This is a genomic window from Acinetobacter sp. YH12049 (genome assembly GCF_013419875.1).
Taxonomy (GTDB): domain Bacteria; phylum Pseudomonadota; class Gammaproteobacteria; order Pseudomonadales; family Moraxellaceae; genus Acinetobacter; species Acinetobacter amyesii.
Genome location: NZ_VOZH01000037.1, coordinates 1 through 25,527, shown reverse-complemented (window position 1 = coordinate 25,527; position 25,527 = coordinate 1). Strand labels below are relative to the sequence as shown.

The window sequence follows — 25,527 nt, the reverse complement described above, 5'->3', positions numbered from 1 at the left end:
GCAAGGAGTTCGGTGAAGAACTAAAACCTTATTATTGGAAACCTGTGCTTTGGACGAGGGCATACTGTCTACTTACAACAGGTGGAGCGACAATTGATGTAATTCGAGAATACATCCAAAACCAAGAGAGACCCGACTGAAAAGGCGTGCTATCCATCTCCATCTAAATCACAGATTATAGATGGAGAATTCCGCACATTTAGTTAAAAATACCCGTGCACTTTGCCCCAGTTGAATGGCGCTATTGCCTTCACGTAATGCCACTTTGACACTATAAGTACGAGACTGATCGGCAGCAGGACTAATTTCACGTACATAGCCTGCAAATTTTTCCTGTGGTTTCGACCACAAGGTAACCCATGCATCCTGCCCTGTTTTAATTTCAGTAACCGCTTGTTCAGGCACACCAATGACCACGTCACGTTCACCTGCTATCGCCAATTGAAATGCCGGTTGTCCTGCTGCAATCACTTGACCAATCTCAATATTACGCTCAGTAATGACCCCAGTTTTATTGGCAATTAATTGGTTATAACCGGTCTGATTACGACTCACATCATAATTGGATTGAGCTTGCTTTAAGTTCGACTGTGCTGCTTTATATTGGTTTTCTACAGCATCGTACTGCGAACGACTCACAGCATTGACTGGCAATAATTGCTTAAAGCGTTTTAGTTCATCTTCAGCAATTTGTGCAGCGGAACGCGCACTTTCAAGCTGCGCTTGTGCTGCATTCAGTTGCAACTGTGCATCTTTGACGTCTAATTTTGCCAAGACTTGCCCGACTCGGACTTGGTCTCCAACATCGACATAGCGCTCAGTGATTTGGCCGCCAACCCGAAAAGCTAAAGCTGTTTGCTGGCGGGCTTGTACATCACCCGCATAACTTTTTTGTTCAAAATGTGTGGCGCCTGGCTGAGTCACCATCACAAATGGCACTTCCTGTTCCGTTTGGGCTTTATCCTTGCTGCATCCCCATAAGGTCACACTGCAAACGATAATCATGCTGACAACTGTGATCTTAATCGTACTCATGAAGTTCGCTCTTAATAAAAAGTCTTTTTTAGGGCAGAATATTATTCAATTAATTTGGTTATTTTTTAATTAATAAACCATGCGGTACATTAATTAGATTAATTATCCTAAATCAATGACCTTTTCGCCTTTTTTGGAATTTTTTCAGCAAATGAATGTCGGCCGCCCAAAAGACTTAGAAAAACGACAACGGATTTTAGAGTCTGCAAAACAATTATTTTTAGAAATGGGCTATCACGGTTGCAGCATGAATCAGATTGCCCAACATGCAGCGGTCACCAAACTGACGGTCTATAATCATTTTCAGGACAAAGCCACCTTATTTACCAGTGCGATTGAAGACACCTGTGAATATATTTTGAATACCCGCCCGCGACATCTGCACAGCGAAAGTCATTTTATGCAGGCTTTCGTTGAAATTTGTGAGTTGGGGCTGAACATCATGAATTTGCCTGAAGCCATTAAACTGGATTTATTACTTTTGGAGTTGGCTGCCGAACACAGTCCTTTGGTGGAACAGTTTTTCCGTGCCTCACATTTGAAAATGCGCCAAGTCTGGGAGAATTTCTTTCAAGACGCAGCAGCTTTAAATTTCATTCAGCAGGATAATCCTGCCCGACAAACTGAACTGATTGTGTCGCTACTGATGGGACTACGCCATCAAGAAGTCTTATTGGGCATGCGCCCAGTACCTGAAACAGCAGAGCGACAGGCCATTATTCACTCTGCCATCGACATCTTTATGCTGAAATATCAACTCGGCACACAGAACTAAGCATTTTCTGAAATATTTCAAGGCTAAACTGAAACAAATGGCATAGCTACTGCTCATTTACCTAGAAAAGTCATCCGACTTTTGTCTGTACCCCCCTTTTGCCACAGCACTTTCGGGGTATAGTCGAGACAGGAATACGCGGAGAAATAACAAATGATTCAACAAATTGATGCTCCATTACGTGAAGACGTGCGCTTACTGGGCAATTTATTAGGTGAAACCCTAAAGCAGCATGCAGGACAAGATTTGTTTAATCAGGTAGAGCAAATTCGTGCTTTGTCTAAAGGCGCGCGCGATGGACAAGTTGAAGCTGAAAAACAGTTAGAACAATTATTTTTAAATTTAAAAGATGAAGAAATTCTGCCTCTGACCCGTGCATTTACACACTTTCTCAACTTTGCCAATATTGCCGAACAATACAATGTGGTGCGCAGCCGTCGCCAAAGTGAGTTTGATGAGCAAGCACCATCACCGAATCCACTCGATCATTTATTTGAAAAATTTAAAAGCAATAACATCAGTACAGAACAACTGTTCCAACAAATCTGTGAATTAAAAATTGAACTGGTCCTGACTGCACATCCAACCGAAGTCAGCCGCCGTACCTTGATCCAGAAATATGATGGGATTAATGATTGCCTGTTTAAAATGGATCAACAAAAACTTACGCCACGCGAACGCAAAGCCGTACTGGATGATTTAAAACAACTGATTTGCTCGGCATGGCAAACGGATGAAATTCGTCAACATCGCCCGACGCCTGTCGACGAAGCAAAATGGGGCTTCACGACCATTGAACAGACCTTGTGGAATGCTGTACCCAAATTCATGCGTGAATTGGATGGCATGGTCCAAGATCATTGTGGCAAGACCTTGCCATTAAATGTTGCCCCTGTGCGCTTTGCGTCATGGATGGGCGGTGACCGTGATGGTAACCCAAACGTCACCCATAATATTACTCAAGAAGTGCTTTGGCTTTCACGTTGGAAAGCTGCCGACCTGTATTTACGCGATATCGAAGACCTGCGTTGGGAACTCTCTATTCAAGAATGCAGTAAAGAACTCAGTGACGCTTTGGGTCATTTCCACCCTGAACCCTATCGTGAATATCTCCGTGATGCACGTGAACGCCTTAAAGCCACTCGTCACTGGTTGGCACTGAAACTTCGTGGTGAAGATGCTGACGATAGCCAAGTCATTAAAAGCCGCCATGAGCTGCTTGATCCACTGTTGGTTTGCTACCGTTCACTGATCGACAGCGGTTTACCTGAAATTGCCAATGGTCAGTTACTCGACTTTATTCATCGGGTGAATTGTTTCGGTATCGAATTACTCAAACTCGATATTCGTCAGGAGTCGACTCGTCATCGCCAAGCGATTTCTGCCATTACTGAATATTTAGGTTTAGGCAATTTTGAAACATGGACGGAGCAAGCCCGTCAAAACTTCTTGATTCAGGAACTGCAAAGCAAACGACCACTGCTACCGAAGTTTTTAAATGAGCCGAAACAAAGTCTGATTGAACATCCAGATGTGCAAGAAGTCTTTGCAACCATGCGCACTTTGGCAGAGCAACCACCTGAAAGTTTAGGGGCTTATATTATTTCCATGGCAGAACATCCGAGTGATGTCTTGGCCGTATTGTTACTGCAAAAAGAAGCGGGCATCAAACAAGCGCTACGTGTCGTGCCACTGTTTGAAACTTTAAAAGATTTGGATGGTGCAGCTCGTACCATGAATACCCTATTCAATATGCATTGGTATAAACAGCATATTCAGGGTAAACACGAGGTGATGATTGGCTATTCAGACTCAGCCAAAGATGCGGGCTTTATGTCGGCAAACTGGGCGCAGTATCGTGCACAGGAAGAATTAACCGCAGTTGCGAAAAAGCATGATGTACAACTGACATTATTCCATGGCCGTGGCGGTTCAATCAGCCGTGGTGGTGCGCCGACACAGCAAGCGCTGTTTTCACAGCCACCGGGCTCGATTTCAGGAGCGATTCGTGTCACTGAACAAGGGGAAATGATTCGCTTCAAGTTTGGATTAGAAGGCATTGCCTTACAAAACTTAGAAATTTACACCGCTGCGACCTTAGAAGCGACCTTATTGCCACCGCCTGAACCTAAACAGGAATGGCGTCAGCTCATGCACAGCATGACGGATCTGTCGGTACAGGTGTATCGTCAAACCGTGCGTGAAAATCCGCATTTTGTAAAATATCTACGGACTGTGACACCCGAACTGGAGCTACAAATGTTACCGCTCGGTTCACGCCCAGCCAAACGTAAAGTTAGCGGTGGAATTGAGTCATTACGTGCGATTCCTTGGGTGTTCGCATGGACGCAAATCCGTTTGATGCTTCCTGCTTGGCTCGGTACTGGTGCTGCGATTAATCAAGTGATTGATCAAGGTCAAAAGCAGACACTCGAAGAAATGTTAGAGCAATGGCCGTATTTCCAAACCCTGATTGATATGTTGGAAATGGTCTTGTCCAAAGCCGATGGTCATGTGGCGCTGTATTATGAGTCTCATCTGACTGATGACGCAGACCTCAAACAGTTGGGCGAAGAGTTACGTCAGCGTTTACGTGATGCGGTACAAACGCTATTAGTACTCAAAGGTGAATCGAAATTACTCAGCAGTAACGATGTGCTCGACCAATCCATGAAAGTACGTAAGCCCTATCTACTGCCGCTACATTTACTACAAGCCGAGTTAATGAAACGCCGTCGTGCTTATTTGGCAGCACGCCAAGCAGAAAATACGCCTGTTGATCATGCCTTGATGGTAAGTATTGCCGGTATCGCTGCCGGTCTACGTAATACTGGCTAAAACTTCCAACCCCAAACGAAGCACATCCATGGATGTGCTTTTTTTTTAAGCAATCACTTTAGCTTTAAATTGTTTAGGAATATATAAAATAAGAAAAATTTATGAACTAAGATAAAAAACCAACAATGATTAATTACATGATTTAACATTAATTTTACATATAAAAAACTTTTACCACTTGGTAAAAATACATGTAAAGTCAGGTAATTAATTTGAACAAAATATTTTTAAAAGTAATTAAATCTTCTAAAAAACAAGAGTATGATGTGCACAATTTATCTTTTGAGTGCTCATTTTATGTCCAATTGGTTTCCCAAATGGTGCCCATACGAAGGCAATATTGATGCACGTCCTGTCGGTACCAATGAGTATCTTCCGCCTGTGCAAAGTGTTGTATTGGGGATACAGCATGCCTTTGCAATGTTTGGTGCAACGGTTCTTGCACCATTCTTGATGGGTTTTGATGCCAATCTTGCAATTTTAATGTCGGGCATCTGTACCATCTTGTTCTTCTTTATGACTGGTGGTCGTGTACCAAGTTATCTGGGCTCAAGCTTTGCCTTTATTGGTGTGGTCATTGCCGCAACAGGTTATGCAGCGTCAGGTACTGGCGCGCCAAATGCCAATATCGCGATGGCTGCTGGCGGGATTATGGCCTGCGGTATTTTATATGCCATTTTTGGTTTTATCGTGATGGCAACGGGTACCCGTTGGATTGAAAAACTCATGCCACCTGTCGTTACAGGTGCAGTGGTGATGATCATTGGTCTCAACCTTGCCCCAGTGACCATTAAAGGGGTTGCCGGTAATAACTTTAATATGTGGATGGCTTTAGTAACCGTACTATGTATGGGTTCAATTGCTGTGTTCACCAAAGGTTTATTACAACGTCTATTACTCTTAGTTGGCCTTCTACTCGCTTACTTGGTGTATTACATCATTTCCAATGTCATGGGTCATGGCACACCAATCAATTTCGTTCCCGTACAAGAAGCGGCTTGGTTTGGTGTTCCGCACTTCCATTCACCCGTGTTTGACTTCAATGCCATGCTCATCATTGCACCGATTGCGTTGATTTTGGTTGCAGAAAACCTTGGTCACATCAAAGCTGTAGGTGCGATGACAGGTGAAAATCTCGATCCGCACATTGGTAAAGCCTTCGTTGCAGATGGTGTTGCAACCACACTTTCAGGCGGTGTCGGCGGTCCGGGTATGACAACCTATGGCGAAAATATTGGTGTGATGGCGGTAACACGTGTTTACTCGACCATCGTATTTGTATTTGCGGGTGTATTCGCCATCTTCCTTGGTCTTTCTCCAAAGTTTGGTGCGATTATTCATACTATTCCGCAAGCCATTTTGACAGGTGCATCGATTGTTGTATTTGGTCTAATTACCATTGCAGGTGCGAAAATCTGGATTGAAAACAAAGTCGATTTCTCAAAAAATAAAAACCTGATGGTGGCAGCAGTCACGATTATTTTAGGTACAGGTGACTTTGCACTTCAATTTGGTAACTTCAACTTAGGTGGTATTGGTACTGCTACATTTGCAGCGTTGATTTTGAACTGGTTCTTTAGCTTGGGCGACAAATCAGAATAAGCCCCAAGACATTTAAAAAAGAATACAACATTCATTTGAAAAGCGGCCGAAAGGTCGCTTTTTTTTATAGCTACTCTTTCGGTAAGATAAGGCATTAGCCAAGGAATACACCGTATGCGACTGGATTTGTTCGACCTTCAATTGGTACTGCACATTGTTGACAGCGGTAGTCTGACCAAAGGCGCTGCTCGTTCTGCCATCTCGCTACAAGCAGCCAGTGAACGAATTAAAAAACTCGAACAGCATTACCGCACGACCCTGTTCACTCGCCATGCCAAAGGGGTCAAACTAACCCTTGCCGGTCAAACCTTGGTTGAACATGCGCAGCGCATCTTGCATGAGGGGCAACAATTAGAACACGCAATGCTGTCCTTTGCCCATGGGCTGAGTTCCAATATGACCTTATGGTGTAATTCATCTGCACAAAGTGAATATTTGCCGGTTTTGCTGCCACGCTATTTGCTGGAAAATCCCAATACACAAATTGAGCTGCATGAAGCCGAGTCTAAAGACATCATTGCAGCGATTGAACAAGGCAATGCACAACTAGGTCTAATTTCGGGTTTCTTTAAATCCGAAAAGTTACAAACACTTGAGTTTGCAGATGATCCGTTGGTGCTGATTTGTCCTATAACTCATGAATTGGCCTCGATATCTAGCGTCAAACCCGCAGAGATTTTAAATTATCCCTTTGTCGGTTTGATGCAATATCATTCCTTGCAACAATCGATTGAGGCACAAGCCAAATTATTCGGCTGTGAAATTCAGTATCGGCTGCGTTTGCCGAATTTTGCCGCGATCGCGCAAGTGATAGCGAATGGTGTGGGCGTTGCCATCATGCCAAAACGTGCGGCCCAACGATTAATCAGTTTGTATGCCTTTGCCCAAGTTGAGCTCAGCGGTAAATGGGCCAATCGAAAACTGCTCCTCACCGCACGTAATTTTGATGATTTACCCTTAAATTATCAGCATTTCAGTCAGTTTCTACTGTCTCAAAAATCTGCTTTGGATAGCTAAGTCTAGGCTTTAAATCACGTCAAACTGGTGCAGCATCATATAGCCACCGAGGGCAATCAACCCGATAAAAAACACCTTACGGAATTTTTGTTCTGGAATGCGGTAACGGATTTTTTTCCCTGCCCACATACCAATGAGCGCAGGAACCAGTGCCATGGCTGACATGGCATAATCAATCGGAAGATCTTCCACAGGATTTTGCTGTAAGAACACTGCCAAACAAATAGTCGACGTGGTAAAGGCCAAACCGAGTGACTGTACGAGATCATCGCGTTTCAGTTGCAAACCTTGCAAATATGGCACCACAGGGATCACCACCACACCTGTCGCAACAGTCAGCGCTCCACCAAGATAACCGATCATTGGAGATAGCCATTTTTCATGTGGTGCAAAGTTCGGCAAGCTTTTGGCACAAAGCCCATACAGTCCGTATAGTGCCAACATGCCCCCCAGTAAAGCTTCACTTTTAAATTCACCATGTCCTAAAGTTGGAAAAATACTCCAAATTGAACCGACGATAATCCCAAGTAACAAGGGCCAAAAGCGTTGAATTAGGCGCAATACCTGCCCTTCAGCAAATAGTTGCCAAAAGTTGGTGACCATAGATGGAATGATTAATAATGTGGCTGCCTGAAATGGACTGATCACAATGGTAAGTAAGCCCATCGATACCGCAGGCAGGCCTAACCCAATCGTGCCTTTAATCAGACCTGCAATTGCAAAAACTGTGATGACGAACCAAATCATGGCGAAACTCGCTGAAGAATTGGTTCTATGCTATGCAATTCAGGCGCTTTGAAAAATCAGTGTTTTTGGAATAGAGCCTCAATAAAAAGTTGAGGCTGTGCTTGAAATCAGCTATAGACAAGGTAGTTGAATTCAATAAAAAAGGAATTACAACTTATTTATTTTAATTATTGTCATAACTACTCTTTTGCTCTTCAGCTAATTCATAAGAACTTTCGAATTGATATTTCACCGTTTCATCTTGAATTGAATCAATAAATTTTTTTAATTTATTTTTATATTCAACGTTCCCAGATTTATACATTGATAGCAAATAGCCCCACTCACCATAAATATACTGAGGGTCATTTTTTGATACTTTCCTTAATTCTTCTTTTAAAATCAATGCTAAATCGGAATAACATTTTTCATATTCATCTTTCGATCTTTTAGCATAATAGCTTAACTCACACTGAGTCACTAAAAGTTCCTGACTGAAAGAGTCCTTTAACATTTTATGATTAAGATTATAAGCCTCTTCATACATGCCTGTTGCTAAGTAGATTTGCATTTCAATCTTTTGTCGTTCTTGATCATTCGTGATCTTTTTTATTTCAGACAAACTATCTTTCATTACTTTATCTGCGTTTTCTTTATCTCTCAGATTAAGTTTATTAATAGTATTTTTATAATCATTTATTATAGCTGTATCTTCTTTAGACAGCGTTGAAATTGATTCTTTTTTTTGAGCTTCTTTAACTTCATGATGATTCAAACTAATTTTCTCAGACGAGCAAGCAGTACTACCAAATATAAAAAATAAGGTTAAGAAAATAAAAAAATGCTTCATCAAACTTCTCTCGCTGCGGAGTTTAAGGTAAAGGTATGAGTTTTAAAACTAGGAATTGGTGTAACTGTTCCACCATCAAACTTCAGTATATATCCCAAATCTAATTCAACTTTTAAGAGTGATATATCAGGTTCAGGTAAGTTGATATTACAAGATCCAACTGGCTCTTTTCCTTTTTCAGTATTCCAAATACCATTAGCAATTTTTAACTCTTGAGTTTTTAACAAGTCAAATTTTCTATTTTTTTCTTTAAATAGTCTTAGGGTCGCACGCGGAATAATTTTACTTGCATCATTTTTAACCACCGGCGGCATATATGACACCGTTACAAAAAGTTCTTTATTTTTAACAACATACGTAACAATAAAATCACATACTCCAGAGGCTAATTGTGCAACAATTCCAAATAATCCTTTTTTATCCTCATCATATGGAGGGATCGCAGTCTTAAATTTCACATAATCAGTTTGGTTTCTCTCTATATAGTAATTTTCATATTTTTTCTTATCACTTACAAAACTATTCGTTAAATTATTCTGCAACATACTTGGCTTAAAAATTGGGCTATTTAATGAACTTATTCCACCACTAGTCCCTACAACATGTACTTGGTTTGGCATCAATGAAGCCCCACAAGTAAATTTATCACCTACATAAGCCATGGCCTTTCCATCAAAAATCACATGATCATTACTCTTAATTAAGGTAGACCAAGTTTTACATTTTGGACAGGCGAAACCATCTCCCGCACGAAGAAAGAGATTCCCCATCTGTGAACTTCGGGACTGCGTGGACATGACTGTCCCACCGTGACTTGTTGTTGAGCCATGAATGCCAAATCCTTTAGACATTATTTGAGTCTCCCAAAGTTGGATTCATAAAACCTTCAGGGATAGCTGCATCATGATATAAGCGTAAAACATGGGAAGTGACCGGACTATCAATAATTTCATCGCCATTTTCTAATAATGATCCGATAAGTGCTGCGGCTCTGCCATCAACATTTAGAAGAAATCCTGCGCCGGAGATAATTTTTGCTGTCGAACCATCTAAATATATAGCTTCATCACCGACCAAAGCTAAAGAGATCCCGTTGACCTTATAAGCATGATTAGATGCTCGAACTAACCCACCTTTTTTTGTTTTTGAACCATTAAAAGCTGCATAATATTTGGTATGCGGCTTATGATTCCAATAGAGTTGTTCTGCTTGATGAATCTTTTGAATATCGTCTTGAGAAAGTTTTTTTAGCTGTTCTTCTGACAGTTCATGTAAAAAAGTAGGGCTAGTCATGCTAGATCCAATTATTGTAATTAGAAGTAGAATAACAAATAAAAAAATTAATAAAATTTCAAAATGTAAATCAAATCATCATCTTTTCAGTTGGTGATATTAAAAAAGAACATTAATAAATTTGATCTAATCTCAAAAACTAAAAATTACGGTCGAATCTCTTTCAACTCACGTTGAATAAAATGCTGAATCATATCGCGGTATAAACGTTCCACAATATCTGCATTTACACCGTGCTCTGTGGCTTGTAGACGAATTTTACTAATCACCGCTTCGACACGTTCTGGTGATTGAACATCCTGTACTGAACGCTTAAAACGCACCGCTTGATCAACATAAAACTGACGTGCAGCAATGAGCTCAATAATTCCCTGATCAATCACATCAATCTGTGCGCGGGCTTGCTCTAATGACTCAACTTTTTCTTTCTTCATCTTCTCTGGCTTCACTTTCAGCGGTGTTTTCACTTTTATACTTCTCTTCTAACACATTACTGAAAATACTTTCAATCATCCATACGCGGTATAAGCTATTAAATACATAGCTTTGACCTGCAATACGTAATTCTAAAACAGGAAAATCGGGCTGTGACTTCATCTCACAGTGCATATCATTTTCTTTTAATTTTTCAGCAATATCCTCAGTGATCAGTTCAGAAATCTCTAACTCATACTGTAAAGCCTGAAAATGTGCTTTGAAGGATAAATCACGCCCTTTGGTCCATACAGCCTCCAAAATGCGATACATCGCATCAATACGCTGCTCTTCGGGCGCACTGTAGTAAAGCTGTGACATAGCTAATGTCGCAGCTTCTGTAGGCCGGCAAAATGGCGTGAACTTAACTTCGGTCCGTTTAGACAGACGTGTTGCCAAACTCCAGTCAAACAAATCACGACCGTGATACGACAATGGATACACATTCAACTGAATATTATAATAGTCCGCCAATTCCTCACGAATATAAGCCAACAGTAACCATGAAATCGGATCTTCCATCGCGATGTAGAGATCAAGCTCAGGATCGAGTCCCTGAATTTCATTCAACTCTTCTGCATCACTGATCAGGTGCTCACGCCATTCAATATGATTGATCATAAAGATCGGGTTATCTGTCAGGAGTTTTTGTTGTTTTAAACGGCGCGTTAAACGCAGTAAATCATCTACAGCATGGTACTTACGTTCACCAAACTCAAAATAGCCCGATAAAATCGGGGTATCGGTAAAGATACGTTCAGGAAAATCTTGAGCTTTATGATGACGGCTGGCCATCGCATACAGTGTTCTCAGCTTGCCATACTGCTTTTGCCACAGCATGTGGAACACATCTTCAAGTAAATAAAGAAAATCTTGGCCGCGTAATGGCGTATTTTTTAGAATAATTTCGGCTTGTTCTAAAGCTTCGGCGGTCGGTTGTTCAGGTGTTTCATGAAAACTAAAACGATGCTGCCGCGCTAAAATTTGGGCATCATTCAGACAATATTGTTGCCATTCTATCGATGACATTTGATTAGGAGGTTCAGCACTCTGACGACAAATAATCACTTTCAGTGGTTTAATTTCATCACTGAGAATTTCTTCTAATTGAGGCAGTTGCTGCGCAGCCAAATAGCTATAAACATCATCCAGTCGAAGATAAACACTCAGACCTTGTTCCGTGGGTAACACCGCTTGTCGGGTCGGTTTCTGATAAAACCAACTCGATCGGATTGGATCGAACCAACGGCGTAACAGTGACATGCGTTTTTTGCCTCAAAATGATGAATTGTACCGAACCTGCCAGCACATGCTTAAAATTCAACTTCTATTATGAAGCTGTTTTAAATGAGATATAAGCCTTGTGCAAAACTTATATCAAGTCAGGGCTGAATGTTCAATGTTTAACAATGGATTAGACGTCTAGATTTAGGTCAGTCACCGCACCTTTTTCCGCACCAGAGGTCAACTTGGCAAATTTAGCCAAAGCGCCGTGGGTATAGTTTGGTTTCGGTTTGACCCAGGCCGCGCGACGTGCAGCAATTTCATCCTCAGCCACATGCCAAGTCATTTCACGGGTTTCAGCGTTAATTGAAATTTTATCGCCGTTTTTAACCAAGCCAATTGGGCCTCCTTCATAGGCTTCTGGTGTCACATGCCCAATCACAAAACCATGGCTGCCGCCCGAGAAACGCCCATCAGTCAACAGTGCAACAGATTGGCCTAGACCTTTACCAATAATCGCTGAAGTCGGTTTTAACATTTCCGGCATACCCGGCCCGCCTTTCGGCCCAACACCGCGGATCACCACCACTTCACCTTCTTGTACTTCGCCATCTAAAATACCGCGCATGGCACCCTGCTCACCCTCAAATACCCGCGCAGGCCCCTCAAAATACAGCCCTTCTTTACCGGTAATTTTAGCCACTGCATCCGTCGGCGACAAATTTCCTTTGAGTACCACCAAATGTGAATCCTTTTTAATTGGCGCATCAAACGGCAAAATAATTTGCTGTCCTTCAGGATAATCCTCTACATCGGCTAAGTTTTCCGCCAAAGTTTTGCCCGTAACGGTGAGGCAAGAACCGTCGAGCATGCCGGCATCCAGCATGCGTTTCATGAGCGGCTGAATGCCGCCAATGGCAATCAGTTCCGACATTAAATATTTACCCGATGGGCGCACATCGGCCACCACAGGAATATCTTTGCCAATACGCACAAAATCATCCAAAGACAGTTCCACGCCTGCGGTATGCGCCATGGCAATCAAATGCAGTACGCCATTGGTTGAACCGCCTAAAGCAATCAGCACTTTAATCGAGTTTTCAAAAGCGGCTTTGGTCATAATGTCGCGCGGCTTAATATCGAGACGCAGCAGGTTCATCACGGCTTCACCTGCGCGTTGGCAATCTTCAATTTTATCTGCTGAAACTGCTTCCTGCGCCGATGAACCTGGCAAGCTCATGCCTAAGGCTTCAATCGCTGAAGCCATCGAATTGGCCGTATACATACCGCCGCACGAACCCGGCCCCGGCAGCGCGACTTCTTCAATCTGCTTCACTTGAATTTCATTGATTTCGCCTTTGGCGTGCTGACCGACTGCTTCAAATACCGAAATCATATCGGTATGCCCTGCTCCGGGTTTGATGGTGCCACCATAAATAAACAGGCTCGGACGGTTTAATCGCGCCAAACCCATGATACAGCCTGGCATATTCTTGTCGCAGCCGCCTATGGCAATTACGCCATCATAGGCCTGACAGCCCAACACAGCTTCAATGGAATCGGCAATGATTTCCCGCGATAGCAATGAATACTTCATGCCTTCTGTACCGTTGGAAATGCCGTCAGAAATGGTGATGGTATTGAAAATAATGCCTTTCCCGCCTGCAGCATTCACCCCACTTTCAGCTTCACGCGCCAAGCCATCAATATGCATATTACACGGCGTGACATTGGCCCAAGTCGAAGCAATACCAATAAATGGGCGTTTAAAGTCTGCATCTTGGAAGCCCGTGGCACGCATCATGGAACGTGCAGGCGCATTCTCTATGCCTTCATAAACAGGAGCAGAATGTTCGCGGATATTATTTTTACTCATTGTTGTTCCTTGGCGATGGCTGATTTTGGCTTCAGCTTTGGCGGGTTCTTTTAAATTTATTGTATAGAAAGCGCTCGGCATGTAAAAGAAATTACATCTCAACAAAAAAGATTTTTAGCGCATGCAATACCATTCAATCACATGACAAAACGACATGGATGTCGCTGTTTTCCTGTATGGCAGGGATGCCATATCAGGAGAACAAAAGATTTTTGTTACTTTTGATCTTTCAAAAGTAAGGGATTGCCTACACAAAGCCATATAAATTATAGCTACTATTCGAGGCTGTCTTTTTAGAATTTTAATGACATCCACTAATTATTAAATTTTATTTATTTGCTTCAAGAAACATTATTTTTAATCAGATTAAGAAATCTATAACTTAGAATTATTGTCCCATTATTTCATTTAAAAGCTGATTACAGCGGAGTCTTACCTCTATAAAAGCTAATTTTCGGAGCTCGTATGTTACTTTTGTTTCGGCAAAAGTAACCAAAACCATTTGTCATCCGCAAAACTCGGCAACTGTTTGCAACTAAAAAAATGATCGCAGAAACATTCACTTTTAAATTACCGTTTGCCTCAGACAGTTGCGGATGACATTTCCTCGTATCCAATGCAAGTTATGTAGATGTAAATTAAAAAAGCACCCCATGTGGAGTGCTTTTTAATTAAACATCTAAAGTTTAGATTTCACGTACTGCGCCTTTCGCCGCACTCGTGGTATGCATTGCATACGCTTTCAATGCTTTCGAAATTTTGCGTGGACGCTCTTCAACTGGATGCCAACCTTTGGCTTCTTGCGCTGCACGGCGAGCGGCCATGGTTGCTTCATCAACAGCAAGGTTGATGGTACGGTTTGGAATATCAATTTCGATTAAATCGCCATCTTCCACCAAACCAATTGCACCACCTTCTGCTGCTTCAGGTGAAACGTGACCAATAGACAGGCCTGACGAACCGCCCGAGAAACGACCGTCAGTCAATAATGCACATTCTTTGCCTAGACCTTTCGATTTTAAGTAGCTGGTTGGGTACAACATTTCTTGCATACCCGGACCACCACGTGGGCCTTCATAGCGAATCACAACCACATCACCGGCTTTGATTTCATTGCCCAAGATCGCCTCTACTGCTGAATCTTGGCTTTCAAACACACGTGCAGTACCGTTGAATTTCAAGATTGAATCATCTACACCCGCAGTTTTTACGATACAACCATCGAGCGCAATGTTGCCGTAAAGCACAGCTAAGCCACCATCTTTCGAGAACGCATGTTCAGCATTACGGATCACGCCATTTTCACGGTCACCATCTAGTCGTTGGTAATATCGATCTTGTGAGAATGCAGTTTGCGTTGGTACACCGCCCGGCGCTGAACGGAAGAATTGGTAAACGTCTTCATTTTCAGTACGGATAATGTCCCATTTATCTAAAGCATCTTTTAAGCTTGCTTCGTGAACAGTACCCACAGATGTGTCCAATAAGCCTGCACGGTCTAATTCACCGAGAATGGACATGATACCGCCAGCACGGTGTACATCTTCCATATGTACGTCGTTTTTCGCAGGTGCAACTTTACATAGAACAGGCACTTTACGAGATAAACGGTCAATGTCGTCCATCGTGAAATCAACGCCAGCTTCATTGGCTGCAGCCAACAAGTGTAAAACGGTATTGGTTGAACCACCCATCGCGATGTCTAAAGTCATGGCATTTTCATACGATGCTTTGGTTACCATTTCACGTGGCAATACGCTGTAATCATCTTGTTCATAATGACGTTTAGCCAATTCAACAATTAAAGAGCCTGCGCGTTCGAATAATTTTTTACGGTTTGCATGTGTTGCCAGTGTAGAACCGTTACCCGGTAAAGACAGACCCAATGCTTCTGTTAAGCAGTTCATTGAGTTTGCGGTGAACATACCTGAGCATGAACCGCAAGTTGGGCATGCAGAACGTTCGTATTCAGCAACTTCTTCATCGGTATAGTTGTCATCTGCAGCTACAATCATGGCATCAATTAAGTCGATCGCTTTGTCGTTGCCACGGATTTTAACTTTACCCGCTTCCATTGGACCGCCCGAGACAAATACCACTGGAATGTTCAAGCGCATTGCCGCCATCAACATCCCTGGGGTAATTTTGTCACAGTTGGAAATACATACCATGGCATCGGCACAGTGCGCGCTCACCATGTATTCTACTGAGTCTGCAATCAAGTCACGTGAAGGCAATGAATACAGCATACCGTCATGGCCCATCGCAATACCGTCATCGACTGCAATGGTATTGAACTCTTTAGCTACACCGCCTGCTTGCTCAATTTGACGCGCCACGAGTTGACCAAGGTCTTTAAGATGAACGTGACCCGGTACAAATTGAGTAAATGAGTTCACGACGGCAATAATTGGTTTACCGAAGTCTTCATCTTTCATACCAGTTGCGCGCCATAAGCCGCGCGCACCCGCCATATTTCTTCCGTGTGTCGATGTTTTTGAACGATAGTCAGGCATTTTATATTTCCAACAAAGTTTGAGCTTGAAATGAATCCTACAGATTCACTCTGGCTAAATCATACTGACAATGATGTAAAATCAGTCGAATTTTAAACCTATCATACACCAAGCCATTGTTTTTAAAGATGGCTTTTTAAGCTGAGATTTGGGCAGATGGGTCTATCAATAAAAACGAGTGATTTGACGACAAAAATCTTTTAACTGAAATCTACTATACCGCCATCAATGGCTGCACAATACAAAACTTTCATGAATAATTTTTAAATTTTATATAAATATAATTTATTTAAAAATTGCAAAATTTCTATTTTGAGTTATGAAATCATTGAGCTTGAACAGCTCCAAAGTTGCAAAAATCAATTTCTAATGTTCTAAATTACGCTTTAATCCTTTGCTATAATCCACATATTCAACACAGATTCGGTTCATTCATTTTGAAAATCATCTTTGCCGGTACACCAGAATTTGCCGCAACAGCATTAGCTGCATTGCTCAAAACACAACATGAAATTGTTGCGGTATACACTCAACCTGACCGCAAAGCAGGTCGTGGACAAAAATTAACAGCATCCGCTGTTAAAGTCTTAGCACTTGAACATGATATTCCCGTTTACCAACCCCTTCATTTCAAATCATCGACTGAAGAAGGTTTAGCCGCACAGGCGGAATTAAAAGCCTTAAATGCCGATGTTATGGTGGTTGCAGCCTATGGTTTGATCTTGCCGCAAGTGGTGCTAGACACCCCGAAATATGGCTGCCTGAACATTCATGGTTCATTGCTGCCACGTTGGCGTGGTGCAGCACCGATTCAACGTGCCATCGCTACAGGTGATACAGAAACGGGTGTCACCATTATGAAAATGGCAGCCGGACTCGATACAGGCGACATGATGTATAAAACCATCTGCCCGATTGAAGCAACGGATACCTCTGCAACTTTGCATGACAAACTTGCAGAGCAAGGTGCAGCCGCTATTGCTGCCGTTTTAGATACTGAACAAACCTTGCAGCAATATTTAGACAGTCGTGAAGTTCAAGACGAAGCGTTAACAGTTTATGCACATAAGCTATCAAAAGCCGAAGCAAAAATTGATTGGTCCATCAATGCTGTACAAATCGATCGTAACATTCGCGCCTTTAACCCGTGGCCGGTGGCATTTATTCAGTTGGATGAACAAAACAATTTACGTGTTTGGCATTCTGAACTTTCAAATGCATCTGCACCGAATGCTCAAGCAGGTGAAATCATCGCCATCGACAAAAAAGGCATACACGTTGCTTGCGCCAATGGCAGCGTGATTATTTTGACTTCTTTGCAATGGCCGGGTGCTAAACCACTCAACCCTGTACAAATTTTACAAACCCAAAAATTGACTATTGGACAAATTTTATAATGAAGCAATCTCCCAACGCCTCGACCCGAGACCTTAATTTACGTGCTCAGGTAGTGAAGACGTTATTGGCTGTCCAAAATGGTCAATCGCTGCAATCGGTACTCGCGCAGCAAATGAATATTGTGTCTGATAAAGACCGTGCTTTATTCCACGAATTGGTGCTCGGTTGTTTACGTCAATGGTATGCATTGAAACAACTGACTTTACCATTACTGTCTAAACCGGTAGATAACCAAGTGGTTGAAACCTGTTTATACCTTGGTTTGTACCAATTGTTGTGTACCCGTGTCGCAGCTCATGCCGCAATCTCTGAAACGGTAGAGGCTGCAAAACAATTGGGTATGGGCAGTCTAAGTGGCTTAATCAACGCAATTTTGCGCCGCGCAACACGTGAAACAGAACAGTTCTACGACGTACTTGAACAAGCCACCAATTTACCAAGTTGGTTAACCAAACGTTTGAAAAAAGACTGGGGTGAACAATTTGATGAACTTAGCTATGAGCTTAAACAAATTGCGCCACTGACGTTACGTGTCAATACACGCCAAGTGAGCCGTGACGAATACCTCGATATTTTGGAAGATGAAGGCATCGATGCACATCGCTGTGAACTGTCTGATGTCGGCATTGTGATGGATGAAAGCCTACATATTCCAAGTTTGCCGGGCTTTGAAGCTGGTGGTTTTTCAGTACAAGATGAACATGCTCAGCTGTGTGCAACACTCTTACCAAATCTCGATGGTAAATTCGTGATTGATGCATGTGCTGCGCCGGGTGGTAAAACCGCACATATTTTAGAGACCTTCCAACCGAAGAAACTCATCGCATTGGATCAAGATGAGAAGCGCCTGAAACGTGTGGTTGAAAACCTTGATCGTTTGGATCTCGATGGTAAACATGTCGAAATCCAAACTGCCGATGCTGTCACCTATACTGCTCCTGAACTTGCTGATTGCATCGTGCTCGATGCGCCATGTACTGCTGTCGGCGTAATGCGTCGTCATCCGGACATTCGTTTATTGCGTCAATCGGGCGACATTGCGAAAACCGTTGTGTTACAAAAGCAAATTTTGGAAAACATGTGGAAGCAGCTTAAAGTCGGCGGTACGCTGCTTTACATCACTTGCTCAATTTTAAAAGCTGAAAATGAACAGCAAATGGTTGAGTTCTTTGCCAATCATGCCGATGCCCAAGAAATTAAAATTGAAGCAGATTGGGGCGTTGAGCAAATCCATGGTCGTCAATTGTTCCCGAAAGTGGGTTATGGCGATGGCTTCTTCTACTGTCGTATTCAAAAAACGGCTTAAATCAATAACCACATTTTAGATGTAAACGATCATAAAAAATGCCCGATGAATTCATCGGGCATTTTTTATTCATGACTCTAAATTAATCTTCAGCTTCGTCAGGATTTTTCACCAAATGAATCGTCGCTAAAAGTAAACCACCCCATAGCAAAACAATTGATAAAATCATCATGATCATTGCAGATGTATTCATATTAATTCTCCTCTGGACCTTTGTCTTTACACAAGCTTAATAGAACAGAACCCAATACAAAGAAGGCCAATACCGAACCACCCACCAACCAAAGTGTCGTTGCAGGATAACCGCCATAACCTTCAGTTGCGACAGCCTTAATCGTCAATACAAGTGCAACCAATAATGAAATTGGGGTGATCACGGTCAATAAGAAATTCCAACCTTGACCCAACTTGATACTTGAGTATTGATTTGCATGCTCTTGTAATTGTTTCATCAATGGACGATGGAACCACGACACCAAAATAATAGAGAGTAAACCACCACCCACGATCCCAATGTTATTGGCAAAGTAGTCAATGATATCAACAAAAGTAATGGCACTTTGTGTAGAGAATAAAAGTGTAGATACGATTGCTGAACCGCCCGCAACAATCGTTACAGCTTTATTTTTTGACCAACCCAATTTGTCTTGAAACGCTGCAATTGGCACTTGCAAGATACTCACCATAGAGGTAATCCCTGCAACCACCAACGAAGCAAAGAACAAGAAGCCAAACAAATCACCGCCTGCCCCCATACTCGAAATGATTTTCGGGAAGGCAATAAAGGCTAAACCAATACCACCAGATACTACTTCTTTTACAGGTACACCTGAACTTTGTGCCATGAAACCAAGTGCTGCAAAGACGCCAATACCCGCTAAGATTTCAAATGATGAGTTGGCTAATGCAACGACTACACCTGAACCGGTTAAGTTGGTTTTTGCTTTTAAGTAAGACGCATAGGTCAACATGATCCCGAAACCAATCGATAACGAGAAGAAGATATGACCAAAGGCTGCTAACCATACTTTATAGTCGGTCATCGCTTCCCAGTTTGGCGTAAAGAATGCATTTAAGCCTTCTGCCGCACCCGGTAGACGCAATGCTTGAATGACTAAAATGCTAAATAACACGATCAATAACGGCATAAAAATTTTATTGGCAAGTTCTACACCACGACGTACACCGCCATAGAGAATGAACATCACCACAGCCCAAACAATGACTAAACCAACAAATAAAGTCGGAACAAAACCAAATGTTAAGCCATCACCATTTTGTAGATAGGTTTTAAAGAAAAAGCTTTCCGTATCTGAGCCCCATTGTTGTCCAATGGCGTAATACATGTAACTACCGGCCCATGACAATACGCTGGCATAGTAGATCCCGATGATGAGTGTCACCATCACTTGCCACCAGCCTAATGCCTCACTGTTCATAAGTTTTTTATATGCAGTTGGCGGTGCTTTTCGGAATTTATGCCCCACTGCATAATCTAAGAACAATAAAGGCAAACCCGCTGCAAAAATTGCAATTAAATAGGGAATTAAAAATGCACCGCCACCATTTTCATACGCCACGTAAGGGAAACGCCAAATGTTTCCCAAACCTACAGCGGAACCAATAGCGGCAATGATAAATCCTGATCGTGCCGACCAGATTTCACGATTATCTGACATAGAACACCTAAACCTCAGGCATCTTTAACTGCTGCTTGTTATGGTTATATCGCGAGCAAAAAAAGAACCATAAAAATAAAATTCTGGGTGTTTGATCTGGTGAGATACCTTGTGAGCGTCTATACCAAATTGCAAACAGAAAAATCACATGCGCATTTTGGTTAAAAACACCACAAATAACTTTCCCTTTGTATGAATTAACAATACTCACTTTTTTTAAGTTTTTCTGTAATTTCTACGGCAAATATTCCATTTTTATAATGTGTTTAGGCTTAAATGTTCATTTAATCAGCTTATTTTTCATACAATTTAAGTTATCAATAATATAACTTTTAGGAATATTTTATTTCCAATTAAATATTTAAAGTTATTTCACTCGATAATGCCCCGTAATTTGATAGACATGTAAAAGATCTTCTTCCTGTGTACCTTCTCCAATATTATGGATGATGAGCGGAACATCGCTAGCTTTCACTTTACGATCTGAAACCACGCCAATATGCACTAAACCCCGTCCTAAGTCCCAAGTGACAATATCACCTGCCAAATATTGCTTATCTTTGACTACATAGCCCTGACGTTGCATCCAGGTTTGAATATTGGGAACACGCCGATGATCAATATTTTTATCGGTTCCTTTTAAGCCCCATTTTTGTGGATACTGTTTAAAATTGACTTTCATATCTTCATGAATGGCTTGTTGTAAATCAATCCCTTGCTGTCGTAATGCACGAATTACCACGTCGGTACAAACACCCTTGATTAAAGGGACATCTCCCATCGGATAACGCAGTGCAGTATACGCAGGATCATAATATAAGGTTTTCCCAATTTGACTGCGTGCATCCGTCACCATTTGAGTGGCATTAAAAGCAAAGACAGCCATATTCACGGTCATCAAACAGACCAATAATAAAATTCGTTTCATTTTTTCTTATGCACTTTAGTTTTTTGCAATGATTCAAAAACTGGGCTTCGATCAGTTCCATACTGAACCAAGCCCATGTTTAAACGGCTACAGTTTTATCGCCAATACGCGTTCTTCTTGCATATCTCGAATGGCAGACTGAATCCCTTCTCGGCCTAAGCCAGAATCTTTTACACCACCATATGGCATGTTATCGACACGGAAAGATGGAATGTCATTAATAATCACTCCACCGACATCTAAGTGATTCCACGCATACAACATTTTATTCAAATTTTGCGTATAGACGCCCGCTTGTAAACCAAAACGGCTGCTATTAATTTTGGCGATACCTTTTTCAAAGTTTTTGTATTTCTCTAAAATCGCTACAGGGCCAAAGATTTCATCTTTATACACTTCTAGCGATTCATCGACATTTTCTAATAAAATTGGATCGAGCAAAGCCCCCTGATGTTCACCACGAACCAATGCTTTGGCACCTTTTTTTACTGCTTTATCGACCCATTTATGTACGCGTGTTGCTTCAGCTTCCTTAATCATTGGACCGACCATGGTACTTTCCAAATGAGGATCAGCGGCTTTAAGCTGCTTCATTCTCGCCACGAGTTTTTTCTTCACATCGGCATAGATATCGGCATGCACCAAGATGCGTTGAACACTAATACACACCTGCCCTGCATGGTTATATGCCCCGCCCACTAAGCGTTCAATAAATGCCGCTGAAATTTCAGTATCAGGCTCAACCAATACCGCAGCATTACCGCCAAGTTCTAAAGTCACTTTTTTACGTCCCGCACGCGCTTTCATATCCCAGCCGACAACATCGGAACCGGTAAAGCTGAGCAGTTTAAATCGGTCATCTGTTACCAAGACATCTGCATGTTCACGTGGACAAGGTAAAACTGAAAAAGCACCTTTAGGTAAATCCGTTTCTGCCAAAACTTCCGCAATTTTTAAAGCTGAAATAGGCGTCAAACTTGCAGGCTTCAAAACAAATGGACAGCCTGCGGCAATGGCAGGTGCAATTTTATGCGCAGTCAGATTGATCGGAAAATTAAACGGGCTGATCAACGATACAGGACCAATTGGCACATGTTTGACCATGCCTTGATAACCAGATGCCGCTGCGGTAACCGCCAATGGGATCATGCGACCATCATCCATCTGTGTGACAGCATCGGCAGCAATTTGAAAGGTATTAATTAAACGTTCAACTTCAGCAGCTGCGGCTTTACGCGGTTTTCCACCTTCCGCAATTAAAATTTCAGTCAATTCTGCACGCATTTCATTAAAACGTTTAACACAGTGCAGTAAGATTTTTTGTTTTTGAAAAGGTTCCAATGCCGCCATTGCAGCGCTAGATTTAACCGCTGAATCAATGGCTTTTTCAATGGTTGCAGCATCTGCGAGTGCAACGCGTGCATATACGTCTTGGGTATATTTTTGATCCACTTCTAACCACTGATCGGTAGTCAATGCTTTACCTGCAACATAGAGCGGATAGTCTTTTATATCTTGTACGGCTTTGGACATGACGATATTTCCATGATCTTGAGACATTATTGATAAATGTGAATAAATCTATGCCCTCTATCATGCGCTGACTGAGCCCAGAGTTCACTATATTTAAGTAACAAAATAAACCACAAGCCTCAAACTCAGCTACCTAATTGCCCTGAATACCATCACTATTTTCAGATCTATGCTTGCACTGAAAACACGATGATCGAGTCTCTATATAACAATGACATTAAATTAGAAAGCTGTTTAAAATATTTAATTACATTATTTATCAAATCATTAATAAATTTTTCAAAGTTAAATTAATCAAAAAAAATATGAGTACAACATAAAAAAAGCCCATCAAATGACGGGCTTTTTAAATCTATGTTTTAGCTATACGAACGCTGTGTTTTCACTGAAGTCTTATTCACATTTTCTAAAGCGGCAACCTCTTCATCCGTTTGCGCTTTGCGAATAAAGAACACTGCAATCGCTGCGATGACTACTGGAATTCCCACGGCCATAAAGTTAATTTGATGTGGCAATTCTTGTGATAATAAATAGCCGATCAGAATCGGGCCAACAATCGCACCTGTACGACCGACTGCAGATGCCCATCCAATACCTGTCGAACGTACAGACAACGGATAGTACTGTGCAACATAGCTATAGAGTAAGATTTGAGAACCAATTGCTGATGCACCTGCGACTGCAACCAAAAGATAGATCACAGGCTGTGGTGAATTAAAGCCGAGTAAAGATAGTGCCACAGCACCTGCAAGACATAATGTAATGATCACCGGTTTTAAGTGGAATTTGTCCGCTAAAATACCGCCGCCAATCGTACCAATTACGGCACCAATATTCATCGCCAATAGGAAGGTCAAACTGCTACCTAATGAATAACCTGCGGCCATCATTAGTTTTGGTAACCAACTGCCTAATGCATAAAGCGTTAATAGACACATAAAGAAACACAGCCAAAACAACATCGTACTTACGCCACGACCTTGCTTATACAACGCTTTAACAGACGTTCCACCCGGAACCGCAACTTCAGTCAGTTCCAGTTGAGTATTTGCAGTCACGGTTTGTTCAGGTGCAATGGTTTGAATCATACGACGTGCTTCATCATGACGATTCACCTTCACCAAAAATGTGAGCGATTCAGGTAAAAATTTCCAAGCAAATGGCAACAGTAACAGTGGAATACCCGCAATGAAGAACATGATTTGCCAGCCATAATCCGCAGTAAACCATGAACCAAAGAGAGCCGCCATGATGCCACCCATTGCATAACCACTGAACATAGTGGTCACTAAAGTACTGCGTAGATGCTTAGGTGCATATTCAGATGTCAATGCCACAAGGTTCGGTAATACCCCACCAATGCCAAGTCCAGCAATAAAACGTAACGCGCCAAATTCCGTTGGATTTGATGCAAAACCGCCTAAAAATGTGAATGTACTGAATAAAAATACACAAATCATGATAACTTTTTTACGGCCAATCTTATCAGCCAAAGTACCAAACATCATGGCACCAAACATCATCCCTGCAAGTGCTGTACTCGCTAGCATACCTGCCTGAACAGCTGTTAATCCCCAATCTTTCATTAATAAAGGCAGCGCAACACCATTGATCGCTAAGTCGTAACCATCAAATAAAATAAGAATTAGACACCACATCATGATGCTGAAATGCGATTTTGTGAACTTAGCGTTATCGACAACGCTATTCACATTCATTGTGCTTGTAGACATTGAACCTCACCTCCAATTGTGAGTTTTATTTTTCGCTACAATGCCGTTTTTGAATGTAAATTGTCCAAAATTACAAAGGTATAGATCCATACCTTTCAGATATATCCATGTCGTTTGGGAATAAAATGTCATAAAAACTTAGATATTTTTGAAATATTTATACATAAAAAAGTCGATGGACTGTGGGTCTAGTTTTTATAATGATTAATTTTCAATGTGTTACTAGAAGCTAAATCACAATCAGACGATAGATTATTTGATATGAAAATTGTCAGAATAAAACTCAAATTTTATAGAAAAAAACCAGACTCTACGATCTAGGTCGTAGATTTCTAAATCATAAGGCATCAGCCATCACTTAAGTCGATAATTAGGCATTTAAACTGTTGTTTTAGCTGACTTACATTCAGGTTTTCCGACATTTTTAAGCTGAGAATTCCTTCAATTGATGATTTTTAAATGCGTTTATTGTCTAATAATCATCCATGTTTAAATAATTCAAGCCACAATCTATCAATATTTTTATCATCTCCCTGTTTTATGCTTCTGCTTATCTTCTTTTCCCCTTTTCTCCACACATAAAAAAACACCCCCTGCACTAGTCAGGGGGTGTTTCGAATAATGAGCTGGCGATGACTTACTCTCACATGGGTAACCCCACACTACCATCAGCGCTAAGAGGTTTCACTTCTGAGTTCGGGAAGGGATCAGGTGGTTCACTCTT

20 protein-coding genes, 1 rRNA gene and 1 pseudogene are annotated in these 25,527 nt (G+C 41.7%); 7 read left to right on the top strand and 15 right to left on the bottom strand.

Features of this window, described 5'->3' with window-relative positions; all coding sequences use genetic code 11:
- Positions 1-140: transposase (locus FTU05_RS14245; RefSeq protein ID WP_180107216.1), on the top strand; the 140-nt coding region annotated here is incomplete at its 5' end.
- A 61-nt stretch (positions 141-201) separates the two neighbouring features.
- Here the strand turns inward: FTU05_RS14245 and FTU05_RS14240 are convergent.
- Positions 202-1,035, bottom strand: a pseudogene (locus FTU05_RS14240) (efflux RND transporter periplasmic adaptor subunit); the annotation flags it as partial.
- 151 nt (positions 1,036-1,186) lie between these two features.
- On the opposite strand from FTU05_RS14240, the gene FTU05_RS14235 reads away from it, so the two are divergent.
- From FTU05_RS14235 to FTU05_RS14220, 4 genes are all read left to right on the top strand, one after another.
- Complete coding sequence (locus tag FTU05_RS14235) at positions 1,187-1,810, top strand: TetR/AcrR family transcriptional regulator (RefSeq protein ID WP_180165807.1); 624 nt, start codon at positions 1,187-1,189, stop codon at positions 1,808-1,810.
- A gap of 153 nt (positions 1,811-1,963) precedes the next feature.
- On the top strand, positions 1,964-4,648 hold the full coding sequence (ppc, locus tag FTU05_RS14230; RefSeq protein ID WP_180165805.1) for a phosphoenolpyruvate carboxylase: 2,685 nt from the start codon (positions 1,964-1,966) through the stop codon (positions 4,646-4,648).
- Between the two features lie 297 nt (positions 4,649-4,945).
- Positions 4,946-6,250, top strand: coding sequence for a solute carrier family 23 protein (locus FTU05_RS14225; protein ID WP_180165803.1), 1,305 nt, complete (start codon positions 4,946-4,948; stop codon positions 6,248-6,250).
- 114 nt (positions 6,251-6,364) lie between these two features.
- Complete coding sequence (locus FTU05_RS14220) at positions 6,365-7,267, top strand: LysR family transcriptional regulator (protein ID WP_180165801.1); 903 nt, start codon at positions 6,365-6,367, stop codon at positions 7,265-7,267.
- A gap of 9 nt (positions 7,268-7,276) precedes the next feature.
- On the opposite strand, the gene FTU05_RS14215 is transcribed toward FTU05_RS14220, so the two are convergent.
- The 8 genes from FTU05_RS14215 to ilvD (FTU05_RS14180) form a co-directional block, all read right to left on the bottom strand.
- Positions 7,277-8,014 carry a sulfite exporter TauE/SafE family protein gene (locus FTU05_RS14215; protein WP_180165799.1) on the bottom strand — a complete coding sequence of 246 codons (738 nt, stop codon included), beginning with the start codon at positions 8,012-8,014 and terminating at the stop codon, positions 7,277-7,279.
- A gap of 163 nt (positions 8,015-8,177) precedes the next feature.
- Positions 8,178-8,843, bottom strand: coding sequence for a hypothetical protein (locus FTU05_RS14210; RefSeq protein WP_180005352.1), 666 nt, complete (start codon positions 8,841-8,843; stop codon positions 8,178-8,180).
- Positions 8,843-9,694: a PAAR domain-containing protein gene (locus FTU05_RS14205; protein WP_180165797.1), complete on the bottom strand. Its 852-nt coding sequence runs from the start codon at positions 9,692-9,694 to the stop codon at positions 8,843-8,845. Before FTU05_RS14205 ends, FTU05_RS14210 begins: the two co-directional genes overlap by 1 nt.
- On the bottom strand, positions 9,687-10,136 hold the full coding sequence (locus tag FTU05_RS14200; protein ID WP_180005354.1) for a PAAR domain-containing protein: 450 nt from the start codon (positions 10,134-10,136) through the stop codon (positions 9,687-9,689). Before FTU05_RS14200 ends, FTU05_RS14205 begins: the two co-directional genes overlap by 8 nt.
- Before the next feature lie 146 nt (positions 10,137-10,282).
- The gene (locus tag FTU05_RS14195) at positions 10,283-10,570 is read right to left on the bottom strand and encodes a chorismate mutase (RefSeq protein WP_078191648.1); all 288 of its coding nucleotides are present in this window, start codon (positions 10,568-10,570) and stop codon (positions 10,283-10,285) included.
- Positions 10,551-11,873, bottom strand: coding sequence for a hypothetical protein (locus FTU05_RS14190; protein WP_180005355.1), 1,323 nt, complete (start codon positions 11,871-11,873; stop codon positions 10,551-10,553). Before FTU05_RS14190 ends, FTU05_RS14195 begins: the two co-directional genes overlap by 20 nt.
- A 151-nt stretch (positions 11,874-12,024) precedes the next feature.
- Positions 12,025-13,710 (bottom strand): dihydroxy-acid dehydratase, encoded by a 1,686-nt coding sequence (ilvD, locus tag FTU05_RS14185; protein WP_180165795.1) that lies wholly within the window; start codon positions 13,708-13,710, stop codon positions 12,025-12,027.
- Positions 13,711-14,396: 686 nt separating this feature from the next.
- Positions 14,397-16,226 (bottom strand): dihydroxy-acid dehydratase, encoded by a 1,830-nt coding sequence (gene ilvD / locus FTU05_RS14180; RefSeq protein ID WP_111885144.1) that lies wholly within the window; start codon positions 16,224-16,226, stop codon positions 14,397-14,399.
- A gap of 437 nt (positions 16,227-16,663) precedes the next feature.
- On the opposite strand from ilvD (FTU05_RS14180), the gene fmt reads away from it, so the two are divergent.
- Together fmt and rsmB are read left to right on the top strand one after the other, a co-directional pair.
- Positions 16,664-17,623 carry a methionyl-tRNA formyltransferase gene (gene fmt / locus FTU05_RS14175; protein WP_180165793.1) on the top strand — a complete coding sequence of 320 codons (960 nt, stop codon included), beginning with the start codon at positions 16,664-16,666 and terminating at the stop codon, positions 17,621-17,623.
- Positions 17,623-18,930, top strand: a complete 1,308-nt coding sequence (gene rsmB, locus FTU05_RS14170) for a 16S rRNA (cytosine(967)-C(5))-methyltransferase RsmB (protein ID WP_180165791.1) — start codon at positions 17,623-17,625, stop codon at positions 18,928-18,930. Before fmt ends, rsmB begins: the two co-directional genes overlap by 1 nt.
- Positions 18,931-19,012: 82 nt before the next feature.
- Here rsmB and FTU05_RS14165 read toward each other — a convergent pair whose 3' ends face one another.
- The 6 genes from FTU05_RS14165 to rrf all read right to left on the bottom strand — a co-directional run.
- Positions 19,013-19,123 carry a methionine/alanine import family NSS transporter small subunit gene (locus tag FTU05_RS14165; protein ID WP_180005359.1) on the bottom strand — a complete coding sequence of 37 codons (111 nt, stop codon included), beginning with the start codon at positions 19,121-19,123 and terminating at the stop codon, positions 19,013-19,015.
- Between the two features lies 1 nt (position 19,124).
- Positions 19,125-20,609: a sodium-dependent transporter gene (locus FTU05_RS14160; protein WP_180005360.1), complete on the bottom strand. Its 1,485-nt coding sequence runs from the start codon at positions 20,607-20,609 to the stop codon at positions 19,125-19,127.
- 367 nt (positions 20,610-20,976) lie between these two features.
- Entirely contained in the window at positions 20,977-21,537 is a 561-nt protein-coding gene (locus FTU05_RS14155; protein ID WP_180116221.1) for a DUF1287 domain-containing protein, read from the bottom strand.
- Positions 21,538-21,624: 87 nt separating this feature from the next.
- The gene (locus FTU05_RS14150) at positions 21,625-23,070 is read right to left on the bottom strand and encodes an aldehyde dehydrogenase family protein (RefSeq protein ID WP_180165789.1); all 1,446 of its coding nucleotides are present in this window, start codon (positions 23,068-23,070) and stop codon (positions 21,625-21,627) included.
- 359 nt (positions 23,071-23,429) lie between these two features.
- On the bottom strand, positions 23,430-24,803 hold the full coding sequence (locus tag FTU05_RS14145; RefSeq protein ID WP_180041594.1) for an MFS transporter: 1,374 nt from the start codon (positions 24,801-24,803) through the stop codon (positions 23,430-23,432).
- A 624-nt stretch (positions 24,804-25,427) separates the two neighbouring features.
- Positions 25,428-25,527: ribosomal RNA gene (gene rrf / locus FTU05_RS14140) — 5S ribosomal RNA — on the bottom strand; the annotation flags it as partial.